10 protein-coding genes are annotated in these 13,841 nt (G+C 50.9%); all 10 read left to right on the top strand.

Annotation, left to right across the window (positions count from 1 at the left end; translation table 11 throughout):
- The first annotated feature begins 204 nt into the window (after window positions 1–204).
- The gene (locus QZ294_RS01995; RefSeq protein WP_297045941.1) at window positions 205–1,455 is read left to right on the top strand and encodes an integrase arm-type DNA-binding domain-containing protein; all 1,251 of its coding nucleotides are present in this window, start codon (window positions 205–207) and stop codon (window positions 1,453–1,455) included.
- Between the two features lie 261 nt (window positions 1,456–1,716).
- Window positions 1,717–1,926 (top strand): AlpA family transcriptional regulator, encoded by a 210-nt coding sequence (locus QZ294_RS01990; protein WP_297045939.1) that lies wholly within the window; start codon window positions 1,717–1,719, stop codon window positions 1,924–1,926.
- Window positions 1,919–3,700 (top strand): AAA family ATPase, encoded by a 1,782-nt coding sequence (locus QZ294_RS01985; RefSeq protein ID WP_297045936.1) that lies wholly within the window; start codon window positions 1,919–1,921, stop codon window positions 3,698–3,700. The genes QZ294_RS01990 and QZ294_RS01985 overlap by 8 nt, the downstream gene beginning before the upstream one ends.
- An 86-nt stretch (window positions 3,701–3,786) precedes the next feature.
- On the top strand, window positions 3,787–5,034 hold the full coding sequence (gene mobV, locus QZ294_RS01980) for a MobV family relaxase (RefSeq protein WP_297045933.1): 1,248 nt from the start codon (window positions 3,787–3,789) through the stop codon (window positions 5,032–5,034).
- Window positions 5,035–5,180: 146 nt separating this feature from the next.
- Complete coding sequence (locus QZ294_RS01975; RefSeq protein WP_297045931.1) at window positions 5,181–5,585, top strand: protein MobC; 405 nt, start codon at window positions 5,181–5,183, stop codon at window positions 5,583–5,585.
- Between the two features lie 105 nt (window positions 5,586–5,690).
- Window positions 5,691–7,235, top strand: coding sequence for a class I SAM-dependent DNA methyltransferase (locus QZ294_RS01970; protein ID WP_297045928.1), 1,545 nt, complete (start codon window positions 5,691–5,693; stop codon window positions 7,233–7,235).
- Window positions 7,232–8,383: a restriction endonuclease subunit S gene (locus QZ294_RS01965; RefSeq protein WP_297045925.1), complete on the top strand. Its 1,152-nt coding sequence runs from the start codon at window positions 7,232–7,234 to the stop codon at window positions 8,381–8,383. Before QZ294_RS01970 ends, QZ294_RS01965 begins: the two co-directional genes overlap by 4 nt.
- Window position 8,384: 1 nt before the next feature.
- On the top strand, window positions 8,385–11,039 hold the full coding sequence (locus QZ294_RS01960) for a type I restriction endonuclease subunit R (protein WP_297045968.1): 2,655 nt from the start codon (window positions 8,385–8,387) through the stop codon (window positions 11,037–11,039).
- A 43-nt stretch (window positions 11,040–11,082) separates the two neighbouring features.
- Entirely contained in the window at window positions 11,083–11,730 is a 648-nt protein-coding gene (locus QZ294_RS01955; protein WP_297045922.1) for a hypothetical protein, read from the top strand.
- A complete protein-coding gene (locus QZ294_RS01950; RefSeq protein ID WP_297045918.1) occupies window positions 11,715–12,758 on the top strand; it encodes a hypothetical protein in 1,044 nt (347 codons plus the stop codon). Before QZ294_RS01955 ends, QZ294_RS01950 begins: the two co-directional genes overlap by 16 nt.
- Window positions 12,759–13,841 lie beyond the last annotated feature (1,083 nt).

Raw genomic sequence — 13,841 nt, 5'->3', positions numbered from 1 at the left:
AAGAATCCAATCAAGTCCCGCAAGGTTCAAAAAGCCTTGCGGGACTTGGCTTTTTGGGCAATGCTATGTCCAGCAAGGTGTCGTGAAAAATGGGGAGAACCAACAAAAATGACGGTATTTACAGCGGTATGAGCCGACATGGAGGAAACGAGGCACGAAAAATACCGTCACCCTGCAACCCCTTGCCAGCAAAGGATTTTAGCCATGCCACTGACCGACAGCATGATCAGGAATTTGAAGTCCGACGGTACTCCGGCAAAACTGGCCGACTCTGAAGGCTTGTACCTCTACCTCTCCGCTTCCGGTGGAAAATTGTGGCGGATGGATTACCGCTATGCCGGAAAAAGAAAGACGCTCAGCTTTGGCGCGTATCCCGCCGTCTCCCTGAAGGATGCCCGCCGCAAGCGCGACAAGGCCAAGGAACTGCTTGCCAACGACATTGATCCCGGCGCTCAGAAAAAGGCCGCCAAGGAAGAAGCCGAAGCGGCGGCGCGTGAACAGGCGCTGACCTTCGCCGTTGTCGCTCAGGAATGGTTCGCCACCAAGCAGGATTCCTATGCGGCGGCCAATATCAAGAAAAAGCAATGGCTCATTTCCCTGCTCAATGAGCGGATTGGCGAAAAGCCCATCAGCAAGCTGGTGCCAACCGATATTCTGGGCGCAATCAGGCCGGTGGAAGCCGCGGGGCATTCGGTAACGGCGCACAAGCTGGCTGAAACCGCCGGGCAGATATGCCGTTTTGCCCGCACCTGCGGCTATATCGTCTTCAACCCGGCTGACGGCCTCAAGGAAGTCCTCAAGCCAATCCAGACAAGGCATTACGCCACCATGACCGATCCCGCCGCTGTCGGCCATCTCCTGCGCTGCATAGACGAATATCAGGGCGGAGCCGTTGTCGGTTATGCGCTCAAGATACTGCCCTATCTGGCCTTGCGGAGCGCCGAGCTTCGCGGCGGCAGGTGGTCAGAGATTGATCTGGACAAGGCGCTCTGGATTGTGCCTGCAGCCAGAAGAGAAAATGCCAAGGATGGCGGCGGCATGAAAATGCGCATTGCCCATGCCGTGCCATTGCCCACTCAGGCAGTCAAACTTTTCCGCGAACTGCATCTGCTCACAGGTACGGGCGAACTCTGCTTTCCGGGACGGCATTCAGCCTCGCAATGCATTTCCGACATGGCACTTTTGAACGGTATCCGCCGAATGGGTTTCAGCAAGGAAGAAATGACCATCCACGGTTTCCGCGCCATGTTCTCCACCATCCTGAATGAAAAGAAACTGGAATGGGGCTTTGACGGCGACATCATTGAGGCCCAGCTTGCCCACAAAGAGCAGAATGCCGTTCGGGATGCGTACAACCATGCGTCATATTTGGATAAACGACGTGAATTGCTTCAGAGGTGGGCTGATTATCTGGACGAATTGCGAAGTCAGGATACATCCAATTCACTGGAATAATTTAGTAAGCAAAATTTTCAAATTTATGGCAGGGCGTTGCGGCAGATCGGTTGTGACGCCTTGCCGTTTTTATCTGCGCCCCAAAATTGCTTGCCACAAAAATTTTTTCTGAAAATTTCACTTTTCCATGCACCTCTATCGAACTGTATCGGACTGCATCGAACCGCATCGCACGGTATCGTACTTCATCAACAATGTGGATTAATTGAATAAATATGCTATAGCACTCCGTAAAGACCATTACGATACGGAGGTAATGCTATGGCAACTCAAATACCCGCCACAGGTTTTCTCAGGCTTCCCCAGATTCTGGAATTTTTCCCCATAAGCAAGAGCGCATGGTGGAAAGGCTGCTCCACAGGCCGCTATCCGAAGCCATTGAAACTTGGCCCGCGTACGACTGTTTGGCGAGCCGAAGACATCAGAGCTTTCATTGAAAACGCCGGTAAGGAAGGAGAAGGCCATGAATGATCTTCTCCACACTTTCCATGACGTGCTTGGTCAGCATGGCCTTGTTCCAGAAGAAATCCTTGCTGACGGCAATCTTCACCGCTGCCCCACAGAAGGCAAGCCCCGCGCGCGGAATGGCGCGTATATCGCCCATCTGGACAAACCGGCCACTCTCTGGTGGTGCAACTGGGAAACTGATGACCAGGGCACGTTCTGCGCCGAAGAAAAGCAGACACTTTCATTTGCGGAAATGTCCGCATGGCGGGAACGCCAGCACTCCATCCGGCGACAGAGGGAAGAAGAATGTACCAGACGCCATGCGGAAGCGGCCCAGCAGGCAAGACAGGAATGGAATGCGGCAAGAGTGTGCGACGCCAGCCATCCCTACTTGTGGCGCAAGGGCATTCCAGCTTTGGAAGGCATACGGCAATCGCGGGACGGTACTCTGCTTATCCCGGTTCTGGATGCTGCAAACAATCTGCAAAGCCTGCAACGCATCTATCCTGATGGAACCAAGCGTTTCCTCGTTGGTGGCAAGGTTTCAGACGGCAGGTTCATCATTCAGGGGCAGCCGGAAAAGCCCATTGCCATCTGCGAGGGCTTTGCCACTGGCGCAAGCATACATCTTGCTTCTGGCTGGACGGTTCATGTGACTTTCTCCGCCAATAATATGCCCGTGGTCGCCAAATCGGCAAGAGACCTATTCACAGACAAGGCAATCATCATTTGCGGCGACAATGACGAAATCGGACGCAAGAGAGGCGGAGAAGCGGCCCGACTCGCAAACGCTCAACTTGTGCTTCCCCACTTTACCAGCGGCAATGGCACAGATTTCAATGACCTCCACCAGATTGAGGGCCTTGAAGCCGTCCGTTCTCAACTGGAAACAGCCCTGACCAAACAGCACGGTCTTGTTGCCCTGGACATGAGCGAGTTCCTGTCCATGCAGATACCTGACCGGGGCTATCTTCTATCGCCCATTTTGCCGGTTCAAGGGATAGGCATCCTCTATGCTCCGCGAGGCGTGGGCAAAACCTTTGCCGCCCTGAGCGTGGCCGTGGCCGTCGCCTCCGGCGGCGCGGTGTTCAACTGGCGCGCGCCCATGCCCAAAAAGACACTCTATGTGGACGGTGAAATGCCCGCCACGTCCATGCAGAGCCGTTTGTCATCCCTTGTGGGGGGTATGTCCATCCCGCCGCAGGCGCTGAAAAACCTTTCGCTCATCACGCCGGACTTGCAGCCGTGCGCCATGCCGGATTTGTCCACGCCCAACGGGCAGGCCATGATTGAGCCTCTTCTGAAAGGCGTGGACATGGTTGTGCTGGACAATATCGCAACACTCTGCCGCACGGGCAAGGAAAACGAATCGCAGTCCTGGCAGGCCATGCAGGCGTGGCTTCTGGATCTGCGCCGCAGGGGCATCACCGTTCTCCTGATTCACCATGCCGGAAAGTCCGGCGACCAGCGCGGCACCAGTGCGAAGGAGGACATCATGGATACGGTCATCAGCCTTCGCAGGCCCAGGGAATACGCAATGGCCGAAGGCGCGAGGTTTGAGGTTCATCTGACCAAAGCCAGGGGCATTCTCGGCGATGACGCCAAACCTTTCGAGGCCAACCTGATTACCGAAGGCAACGCCCTGCACTGGCAGGTTCGGGAAATTGAGGATGTGGAGCTGGAGGAGCTGAAAAGGTTGCTTGGCGAGGGCTACAGCATCCGTGACTGCGCCGAGGAAATGGGCAAATCGAAATCGGCTGTCCACAGACTGAAAAGAAAACTGGAAGGTCTTGATTGAGCCTATTTTCAGGTGTCCCGCTGTACCGCTGCTTAAGCGTCGGTACAGCGGGACACCTGTTTCCTACAGGATAAGGAAGTTTCATTATGTCCACACTCGTCCTGCACATGAGCAAGTTCAAAAAGGATGCCGTTCGCGGCATCCAGTCGCACAATAGGCGCGAACGCGAGAGCCATTCCAACCCTGATATTGATTACAGCCGAAGTGCGGGAAACTACGACCTTCATGAATCAACCTCCGACAACTACGCGCAGGCCATCCAGAATCGCATTGACGATCTGCTCATGGTCAAGGCTGTCCGCAAGGATGCCGTGCATATGTGCGGTCTGATTGTCAGTTCGGACAAATCGTTCTTTACCCGCATGGGCAAGGAGGAAACCAGGCGGTTTTTCGAGGAAGCCGCGGCCTATCTCACGGATTTTGTCGGCAAGGAAAACGTCATCTCCGCAATGGTGCATATGGATGAAAAGACGCCGCACATGCACTTCCTTCACGTGCCGGTAACGCCGGATGGACGGCTCAGCGCCAACAGTATTTATACCCGCGCCAGTCTGAAAAAGCTGCAAACCGAGTTGCCGAGCTACCTGCAAAGCCGGGGCTTTGAGATTCAGCGTGGCGTCGAGCAGAAGCCGGGGGCAGCGAAAAAGCATCTCGATACGCGAGAGTTCAAGCAGCAACAGGAAGCTCTCGCCGGTTTGCGGAGCGAGGCTGATGCCGTAGCGCATGAAGCCTTGCAACTTATCGGAGAAATGGCTGAAAGGCGGAAGCAGGAGGAAGTCTTGCAGGAACGCCTGCAATCCATGGAACAGCAGGCCCGCGAGGCGGAAGCCATTTTATCGGATATGCCGGAACTCCCGCAGGCGTCCTTGCTCAATTACAAATCCGTGCTGAAACAGGCACAGACGATCATGGAACATCAACAAAAATCCCTTGCTGAAAAAAGCATGATCGCTGCCGCCAGAGACAAATTGCAGGCCGAAAACAAAACGCTTGAAAAGCGGCTGCAAGAGCTTTCAAGACAATATTCCCTGCTCAAGGCGCAGTATGCACAGGAGCAGGAAGTCAATGCCCACAACATGCGCAGCCTGATGCAACAGGAGCGGGGCTTTCAGGATGAACTGGAGGAATACCGCGCGTTCACCCTCCAGCCGGAAATCATGCCGCTCCACGCCGCATTCCTTCAGGAAAAGGAGGAGCAGCGGCAGCGGGAGGAAGAAGAACAGCAGGCGCGCGAGCGACAGGAAGCGGAAGCCCGCCAGCAGGTCGAGCGTGAACGGCATATCCGGCAAGAGCCGGAAGCCGTACCTCAACGCCGTCACTCAAGGATGCGCTGACCGTCCGCCGGGAATCTCGACTCAACTGTGAGTCATAGCCCACTATGGTTTTCTGGCGAAAACCCGTGGGCAAGCGTGCCGCTTGACCGCCAAAGGCAAAAGACAAATCGGGGGACATTCCCCCGTCAATCACAGGAGAAACCACCATGAGCATCACCGCCAGCCAACTGAAGGAAATCCGACAGGAGTTCGCCAGGCTCAAGCCCGCCGCCGTCACGCTGGACGGAAACCGCGCCATGACCGTGAAGCAGGCCATTTTTTCCCTTGCCTTGACGCTGGAGCGGATGAAGAAGCGCGGCTTCGACACACAGGAAATCGTCGAAAAGCTGCACGAGAAGGGGATTGAGGTGAAGCACCAAACCCTGACCAAATACCTGACCGAAGCCAGACGCCAGCGGGAAGGCCGGAAAACCCAAAAGAGAGACACGCCCTCGCCCACCGCCGCCAAGATTGAAGGGATTGCCAGACGACAGGATGATAATAACCAACAGTCGCAGGGCACAGGAGGCGGTTTTACCATCAGCCCGGATACGCCGCTGGATGAACTATAGGCCCAAGGGGATGTCCGCTATCCCATTTGCGGACATCCGCTCTTGCCATGCCACTTCCAGGCCCCTATAATCCAAGATGAAAACACCATTTATCAAGGACAAAGCATGGCACGCCCCAAGAAGGAAACGCCGCAGGAGCCGCTGGAAAAGCAGCTCTGGAGCGCGGCGGACAAGCTGCGCAAAAATCTGGACGCCGCTGACTACAAGCATGTGGTGCTCGGCCTCATATTCCTCAAATATATTTCGGATTCCTTTGAGAGCCTGCGGGCGCAGCTTCTGGAAGGGAAAGGGGAATTTGAAGGGGCCGACCCGGAGGACAGGGACGAATACAAGGCCAAGAATGTCTTTTTCGTGCCCCGGGCCGCCCGCTGGAACTGGCTGCGCGACAATGCCAGGAAGCCGGACATCGGCGTCCTTGTTGACGCCGCCATGGACGCCCTTGAGAAGGACAACCCCGCGCTCAAGGGCGTTTTGCCCAAGGTGTACGCCCGCGACAATCTGGACCCGGCCACGCTTGGCGCGCTCATCGACCTGGTTTCCGGCATCGCCCTGGGGGACGCCAAGGCGCGCAGCGCTGACGTGCTGGGCCATGTTTTTGAGTATTTCCTTGGCGAGTTCGCCCTGGCCGAAGGCAAGAAGGGCGGCCAGTTCTATACGCCGCGCTCCATCGTTGAACTGCTGGTCGCCATGCTGGAGCCGTTCAAGGGCCGCGTCATGGACCCCTGCTGCGGCAGCGGCGGCATGTTTGTGCAGAGCGAGAAGTTTGTGCGCGAGCATCGGGGCCGCATCCGGGACATCAGCATCTACGGGCAGGAGAGCAACCAGACCACATGGCGACTTGCCAAGATGAACCTTGCCATTCGCGGCATCGAGAGTTCGCAGGTCAAGTGGAACAACGAAGGCTCGTTCCTCAAGGACGCGCTCAAGGATGTGCGGGCCGACTACATCCTCGCCAATCCGCCTTTCAATGACAGCGACTGGAGCGGAGACCAGCTCCGCAAGGACGCCCGCTGGCAATATGGCGCGCCCCCGGCGGGGAGCGCCAATTTTGCGTGGCTCCAGCATTTCGCCTTCCACCTCGCCCCGGCGGGGCAGGCCGGGATCGTGCTCGCCAAGGGCGCGCTGACCAGCAAGACCAACGGCGAGGGCGAGATTCGCCGCCGGATGATAGAGGAAGGCAACCTCATCGACTGCATCGTCAACCTACCCGCCAAGCTCTTCCTGAATACCCAGATTCCTGCGGCGCTGTGGTTTCTGGCCCGTGATCGCACAAATCACAGATTCCGCAATCGCAGTGGCGAAATCCTGTTTATTGACGCCCGCACCATGGGCACGCTCATCAACCGCCGCACCCGCGTTTTAACGCAGGAAGACATCAAAACCATCAGCGACACCTATCACAACTGGCGTAATGTGGACGGCGCGTATGAAGACGTGAAGGGTTTCTGCGCCTCGGTGTCGCTCTCCGAAGTGGCGGCAAAGGACTATGTGCTCACGCCGGGCCGCTATGTGGGTCTGCCTGATGAGGAGGATGACTTTGATTTTGCGGAGCGCTTCGCCAGCCTGCAAAAAGACTTTGCAGCTCAGCTAGATGAGGAGAAAAAGCTGAACGCGGCCATTCTGGAGAGCTTAGGAAAGGTGAAAATATGAGATGGCATGAATGCACCCTGCAGGAAATTGGCGAACTCGCAAGAGGCCGTTCACGTCATAGACCTCGATATGCTTTTCATCTATACGGTGGACCATACCCTTTTATACAGACTAGAGAAATCCGTGAGGCAAAAAAGTATATTAATTGTTATACTCAAACTTACTCAGAAGAAGGTTTGAAGCAAAGTAAAATATGGACAAAAGGAACATTATGTATAACAATAGCAGCAAATATTGCTGAAATCGGCATTTTAGATTTTGATGCGTGCTTTCCAGATAGTGTATTAGGCTTTATTCCTAATCAAGATAAAGCTGATTTAAATTTTATTTATTACACATTAATGCATTATAAAAGAGAATTACAATATTTAGGTGAAGGTTCAGTTCAAGATAATATAAATCTTGGAACGTTTGAAAATATGAAATTTCCTATACCGTCATTGCCTGAGCAACGCGCCATTGCCGCCGTCCTCAGCAGTCTTGACGACAAAATCGACCTGCTCCACCGTCAAAATGCCACGCTGGAGGCTATGGCCGAGGTGTTGTTCAAGCAGTGGTTTGTGGAGAACGCAAAGGAGGAGTGGAAGACAGGTTGCATACCTGATGAATTTGAATTTACAATGGGACAATCACCAAGCGGTGATTCCTTCAATGAGGTTGGGCTTGGCGTGCCCATGTTCCAAGGAAATGCGGATTTCGGTTTCCGTTTTCCATCAAAAAGGGTTTATACGACGGCCCCAACACGCTTTGCCCAACCATTTGACACCTTAATCAGTGTCAGAGCGCCAGTCGGTGCCCAAAATATGGCTCAAGAAAAATGTTGCATCGGGCGAGGACTGTCTGCATTTAGATATAAGAAAAATCCATCATTTTATTCATATACCTATTTCAAGCTGCGGCATTTACTTAGAGATATTTTAATATATAATGATGAGGGTACAGTTTTTGGTTCTATAAGTAAAAAGGACTTTGATGATCTTGCTATTACTGTTCCAGATAAGAACGCAGTAGCTGGTTATGAAAAGAAAAGTGCGCCACTTAATGATAAAATTATCTCTAATTGTGTGCAAATCCGCACATTGGAAAAGCTCCGCGACGCCCTTCTCCCCAAGCTCATGAGCGGAGAAGTGCGCGTATCCCTGGACTGAACTGTGGAGCGCCTATCAGCAATTGCAGACCTACAAGCAGGTCATCCCCTCGCTCCTGGCCTGCAACGGGCTGCTGGTCATTTCGGACGGGCTGGAGGCCAGGGCGGGTTCCCTTTCCGCCGGGTATTCGCGCTTTTCCGCGTGGAAAAGCGAGGACGGCTCCAGAGAAGCGCCGCGCCTGAAAAGCCAGCTTGAGGTGCTCATCAACGGCATGTTGAACAAGGCGACCCTGCTGGATCTCATCCGCTTTTTCACGGTGTTTGAAAAGATGAAAACGGAGGATGCGCAGGGGCTGGTCAGCGTGGAGACCGTGAAAAAAATCGCCGCGTACCATCAGTACTATGCGGTGAACAAGGCCGTGGCCTCAACGCTGGAGGCGGCGCGGCGCAACGACGCGGGGCGCGGCAAGGGCGGGGTTGTCTGGCACACGCAGGGGAGCGGCAAGTCGCTTTCCATGGTGTTCTTTTCCGGAAAGATTGTGGATAGCTTGAGTAACCCCACCATAGTCGTGCTGACGGACAGGAACGACCTTGACGACCAGCTTTTCGACACCTTCGCCGCTTCCGCCCAGCTTCTGGGGCAGGAGCCGAAACAGGCGGAAAGCCGGGAAGACCTCAAGACGCTGCTCAAGGTGGCCTCCGGCGGCATCGTGTTTTCCACCATGCAGAAATTCCTGCCTGAAGACGGAAATACGCATGAGTTGCTGTCCGACCGGCGCAATATCGTGGTCATCACGGACGAGGCGCACCGCACCCAATACGGCTTCAAGGCCCGTGAGGCCAATGTGCGCGACAGCGAGGGAAAGGTCATCGGCAAGAAAACCGTCTATGGCCTTGCCAAATATCTGCGCGACGCGCTGCCCAATGCGACCTATCTCGGCTTTACCGGCACGCCCATTGAAAAGAAAGATGCCAATACCCGCGCGGTCTTTGGCGACTATATCGACATTTACGACATTGCCCGCGCCGTGGAGGACAAGGCCACGGTGCCCATTTATTACGAAAGCCGCATGGCGAAGATAGAGCTGCCGGAGGAGGGCAGGCGGCTCGTCCGCGAGCTGGACGAGGAATTGGAGGCGGATGACGCGGAGCAGGCGGACAAGGCCCGGAGCAGGCGCGCGCGTCTGGAGGCGCTCATCGGCAGCGAAAAACGCCTGACCACCATAGCGCGGGACATTGTGGAGCATTTCGAGGCGCGGCAGGCCGTCATCTCCGGCAAGGGGCTGGTGGTGTGCATGTCGCGGCCCATCGCCGCAGCCCTCTACGGGCATATCATCGCCCTGCGGCCCGAATGGCACAATGACGACCTGAAAAAGGGCGCAATCAAGGTGGTGATGACGGCCAGTTCCGCCGAAGGGCCGGAGCTGGCGAAGTTTCACACCACCAAGGGAGAACGCCAGAAGCTGGCCGCGCGGATGAAAGACCCGGCCGACCCGCTGCGTCTGGTCATCGTTTGCGACATGTGGCTCACCGGCTTTGATGTGCCCTGCCTGCACACCATGTACCTGGACAAGCCCATGAAGGGGCATACGCTCATGCAGGCCATTGCGCGCGTCAACCGAGTCTTTGGGGACAAGCCCGGCGGCCTCGTGGTGGACTACCTGGGCATTGCCGCTGACCTGAAAAGGGCGCTCGCCTTTTATGGTGAGGCCGGGGGCCAGGGGGATCCGGCCCAGACGCAGGAGCAGGCGGTGGACATCATGCTGGAGAAGCTGGAGGTCACGGCGGCGCTGCTGCATGATTTTCCGTATCAGGAATATTTCACGGCCGAGACGGCCCGCAAGCTGGCAATCATTCTTGAGACCGAGGAGTTCATCCTCGGGCTGGAGAACGGGAAAAAGCGGTTCATGGACGCGGTGACGGCCCTTGCCGCAGCCTATGCCCTGGCGGTGCCCCACCCACAGGCCTTGGCCCATGCCAGGGAGGTATCCTTTTTTCAGGATGTGAAGGCGCGGCTCGCCAAGTTTGACGGCGGGGGCGACAGTGCCCGAAGCAGCGCGGAGATGGAAAGCGCCATCAAGCAGGTCATCGACAAGGCGCTGGTGTCCGACCAGGTGATTGATGTCTTTGACGCGGCGGGTATCAAGAAGCCCGATATTTCCATCCTTTCCGACGAGTTCCTGCTGGAAATGAAGAACATGCCGCACAGGAACATCGCGCTGGAGGTGCTCAAGAAGCTCCTCAATGACGAATTGCGGGCGCGTTCGCGCAAGAACCTGTTGCAAAGCAAGAAGCTCCTGGAATTGTTGGACGGGGCGCTCAAGCGCTACCACAACAGGATCATCACCGCTGCCGAGGTCATTGACGAAATCATCAATATCGGCAAACAGGTGCGCGAATCCGACAAGGAAGCCGGAGAGCTGGGGCTGACTGAATACGAGTATGCCTTTTATATGGCCGTGGCCGACAATGACTCCGCCCGCGAACTCATGGGCAAGGACAAATTGCGCGAGCTTGCCGTGGTGCTGACGGAAAAGGTTCGTGCCAATACTTCGCTTGACTGGAACATCAAGGAAGACGTACAGGCACATTTGCGGGTCATCATCAGGCGTACTCTGCGGAAATACGGTTATCCACCGGACATGCAGGCTTTGGCAACTGAAACGGTGATGAAACAGGCCGAGTTGATGGCGGGTGAAATAATTTTTTGTGAATAGGAAATTTTATTTGAGTAATGATTATTAATTTCAGGAGATGTATATGGCAACTCCTCATGGATATACGATAAGAGGAATAAGCAGAACAAAAACTGTGATGTTTGTTTGTATTTTATCAAATTTTATTTATATTTTTTTAAAATTTATTATAGGAATGTTTATAGATATGACATCACTGGTTGAAGGATATATACTAGTGCCCATTACATTTAGCTGTGTATTTGGATTATTATTTATGATATATAATAATTATATGTGGAAAATACGATTTCTAAATAAAATATGGAATGTTCCCAATATATCTGGCAGATGGAAATGTGAAGGAAATACTTATAAAAAGTCTCCATCTGAATCACAAAGAACTGGATGTAGGGGCATAGAACGTCAATATTCATGGGAAGGTAGTGTTACAATAATCCAAAAATGGAATAGTATTCTTATCTCTTTATCGACTGACAAATCTAATTCAGAAAGCTTTATGGCACAAATAGAGGTAATTGATAACAAATCTTGTCAATTACTTTATGCCTACAAAAATGTAACAATTCCAGGGGCATTTGTAGATATGCGAGGTCATGAGGGCATATGTAGAATTACTTTTTCTGAAAGTTTGACCTTTGGCGCTGGGGAATATTTTACAAATCCGAAAGATCGCTTATCCTATGGGACAATGAAATGGATAAGAGTATAACTAAGAACAACTTGATAAATTTGCAGGAGTCTTTGGAAGCGCTGCATGATAGAAGAATGCCTATTGATGGGACTCCATCTGTTGAAAATTTTGGTGTTAAATATGATCCACTATATGAAAGTATTACAAGTTCCATCTCAAATGATGGACTTAGATATATTTTGAGTGCAATGCAACCAATCCCAGCATCGAGTACAATTTTTTTGTGTAAACAAGGAGAAATTTTTTCCAGTGATATTATTTGTTCAATTGGGTTACCATTAGTATTTTATTTTCAAGGATCTGTACCTTTAAATATTCATATCAGGAGTTCAAGTGATTTAGACATATTATTCATCCATTCTGAAAAACTTTATGTTCCTGAAGAAATATATAAATCTAGGTATACACGTATTGGAGTCAGTATTAATGAAATAATACTAAATATAAAAAATAGAGTTACAGATCTATTTATAAAAAGGAAGTATTCTTTTAGGCGCAATGATAAATCTATTAAGGTGTCAAATTGTTTACCTGTTAATGTAGATATTGTTCCTGCTTGCTGGTACCATACAATAGAATATCAACGTACTGGAATTGATGAAGAGAAAGGGGTTACCATATTGAAAGAGCAGGAATCCAAGCTCATACAAAACTATCCTTTTAAGCATATCGGCTTAGTGAGTAGAAAAAATTTAATTTATAATGATAAGATAGGGAAATGTATTCGTCTTTTAAAAAATATAAAAGCAGATATACCAGATAGCTCAACTATTACCCTATCTAGCTTTGATATAACATCATTTGTTTATTATATTCCAGAATTCATTCCTAATTTTATACGCATAGATACGAATAATGAGTTTTCTCTAGCGAAGTGCCTATATGATTATCTCAAGTATATAATAAGCCATCAAAGTCAATTTTCACTTTTACGTGTACCCGATCAATCAAGAATTATATTTGATTTACCGCATAAAATGCATTCATTGCAAATACTTGAGGAAAATTTATGTAGGATTTTACAAGCAATCAATCATTCAACATGAAATTAAAATATAGCTCATCACAATATTCACTTTCTAATTTTTATATATGACAATGCGTCTGGAAACATGTCTTTCCTTAACTAACACTTAATACAAGATGATAAAAAGGTTATAAAATGGACTACTTGAATTATCTGGAAAGGTCCGCATGCGTAGCCTTTCTTTTTTCAGCCTTCTATTGGTTCCGGGCTGCAAGAGTACAGATAACTATTTCCGGTGCTATCGGTGGTCCCATTTTCACAAACTTAAGCTTATGGGAAAAAATTCTCAGCTTAGTCTGGAGTATTAATGATGATAAAAAATGTTTTTCTCTTTCAGCATGGTTAAATGGCGTTGCCGCTGTTTGTGCGTCAGTCGGTTCGATCTTGACGTTTTTATCTATATGGCTGCGCTAAGCCGCTCTCTATTAATTTATATGGGCACGATCAAAAATCCTCAGCGCTTCGCAATCCTCAAAAAACTTTTTCGTGTCTTAAAAGCTACCCTGTGCTTCTTTTTGTCTCGCACGGCCTTGGAGTCGTCCTAAGTAAATTTCATGGCCCATCCTTCTGAATATACAATAATTATATAGTAAAACATTTTTCTTATTTTCGTTTGCTTTCCCCATTGATTTAGTTACGGAGGCGCTTCTGTTAGGGTCTAATTTTGAATCGTGGATACCTTTTTGTATGTCAGACCGATTAGCGATTCGAGAATTAATTATTAGATAACAATGGGGATATTTGGAGAAAATTTTTTATTTAGGTTCTTGGTAGAGGAATTGAACTGATAACACATCTTCCCAGCGTCAATTTTGGACTCAATAACTATTTGAATTTATTAGTATTGACTTCCAATTTGCAGACCGCAAACCCAAAGAAATTTCTTCAATAAGTCCACCATGCTATCCACAAAAAACTGTTGACGGTATTTAGAACGGTATTTACAAACTCATCCACATAGTTTATTTTTGATTTCAGCGTGATAAACCTTGCGATTGGGTCTCCCCTTCGCACCAACAAGAAGTCCAAAATAGTCCATAGCAGGCCGAAATCACTAAGAAAAACGTGGTTTCGGCCTTCTCTTTTTGTCCACCAAAATCCA

The sequence above is a fragment of the uncultured Desulfovibrio sp. genome (assembly GCF_910584445.1).
GTDB lineage: Bacteria > Desulfobacterota > Desulfovibrionia > Desulfovibrionales > Desulfovibrionaceae > Desulfovibrio.
This window is presented reverse-complemented; position numbering and strand designations above follow the sequence as displayed.

Excerpts from the sequence above, each read along its gene's own strand:
- mobV (WP_297045933.1), top strand. The coding sequence starts at position 3,787 with ATGTCCACACTCGTCCTGCACATGAGCAAGTTCAAAAAGGATGCCGTT.
- QZ294_RS01995 (WP_297045941.1), top strand. The coding sequence starts at position 205 with ATGCCACTGACCGACAGCATGATCAGGAATTTGAAGTCCGACGGTACT.
- QZ294_RS01985 (WP_297045936.1), top strand. The coding sequence starts at position 1,919 with ATGAATGATCTTCTCCACACTTTCCATGACGTGCTTGGTCAGCATGGC.
- QZ294_RS01990 (WP_297045939.1), top strand. The coding sequence starts at position 1,717 with ATGGCAACTCAAATACCCGCCACAGGTTTTCTCAGGCTTCCCCAGATT.
- QZ294_RS01950 (WP_297045918.1), top strand. The coding sequence starts at position 11,715 with ATGGATAAGAGTATAACTAAGAACAACTTGATAAATTTGCAGGAGTCT.
- QZ294_RS01955 (WP_297045922.1), top strand. The coding sequence starts at position 11,083 with ATGGCAACTCCTCATGGATATACGATAAGAGGAATAAGCAGAACAAAA.
- QZ294_RS01965 (WP_297045925.1), top strand. The coding sequence starts at position 7,232 with ATGAGATGGCATGAATGCACCCTGCAGGAAATTGGCGAACTCGCAAGA.
- QZ294_RS01970 (WP_297045928.1), top strand. The coding sequence starts at position 5,691 with ATGGCACGCCCCAAGAAGGAAACGCCGCAGGAGCCGCTGGAAAAGCAG.
- QZ294_RS01975 (WP_297045931.1), top strand. The coding sequence starts at position 5,181 with ATGAGCATCACCGCCAGCCAACTGAAGGAAATCCGACAGGAGTTCGCC.